The sequence below is a fragment of the Flavobacterium fluviatile genome (assembly GCF_010645065.1).
Taxonomy (GTDB): Bacteria; Bacteroidota; Bacteroidia; order Flavobacteriales; family Flavobacteriaceae; genus Flavobacterium; species Flavobacterium fluviatile.
In genome coordinates this window covers 1-689 of record NZ_JAADZW010000098.1, presented here as the reverse complement: position 1 = coordinate 689, position 689 = coordinate 1, and the positions used below count along the sequence as shown (strand labels likewise).

The 689-nt window shown below is 38.3% G+C and carries 1 protein-coding gene; it reads right to left on the bottom strand.

The window, feature by feature from the left end; genetic code table 11:
- On the bottom strand, positions 1 to 668 hold a 668-nt coding region (locus GXM17_RS21440), incomplete at its 3' end, for a phage portal protein family protein (protein WP_163401548.1).
- Positions 669 to 689 lie beyond the last annotated feature (21 nt).

Here is a 689-nt window from a genome sequence, read left to right as displayed (position 1 = left end):
CCGTCAATGTTATAACCGTATGACTTTAAAATCTGTTTAAACTTTTTACTGTTCAACAGGTTTTCAATAAATATCAAATCTGATATAGTCAGTTCGTCCTGCTGTTCTCCGTGCTCTTTTGATTGAGCGTAACCGCTCGACTTGCTTGATGAAGTCGTTTCGGTGTTACCCAAAATAGCGATTGCCATTTCTTCGTTACAGGCATCCTTTAAACCAATTTGAAGCTTACCATCACCGTTTGAGGTTTTGCCGTCCAGCATTTCAAATTCGGCTTGTTTTGGTATCATCATCGCTAATGATGAACCGCTATCCGTTAGTAAGGTTTTAAGCTCCTGTTTGGTTTTGGTATCATACGCATCATATTTCATGATTCGGACAGGTTGCCCGAATATCTCAACGTATTGTGCGTAATCGCCAAAAGTTCCACGTTTGTAAATTCCATACATAGAACAGGCCAAAAGCAATCCTAAATCCTTCGGTTTACCAATAACCCATACAAACGGCATGTCTTCATATTTATAGCCGTCTTGTTCTGAAAGTCCGTATTGTGATTTAGTAATTAATCCTTTTTCAGGCTTAATGTGTTTTCTTTCAATTTCCTTAAAAGTCAAGTCATCACCGCCAATAACAAACTCAACACCTGAAACACCCCATATTTTGGATTCCATCATCAAAGTGATTAAATCACG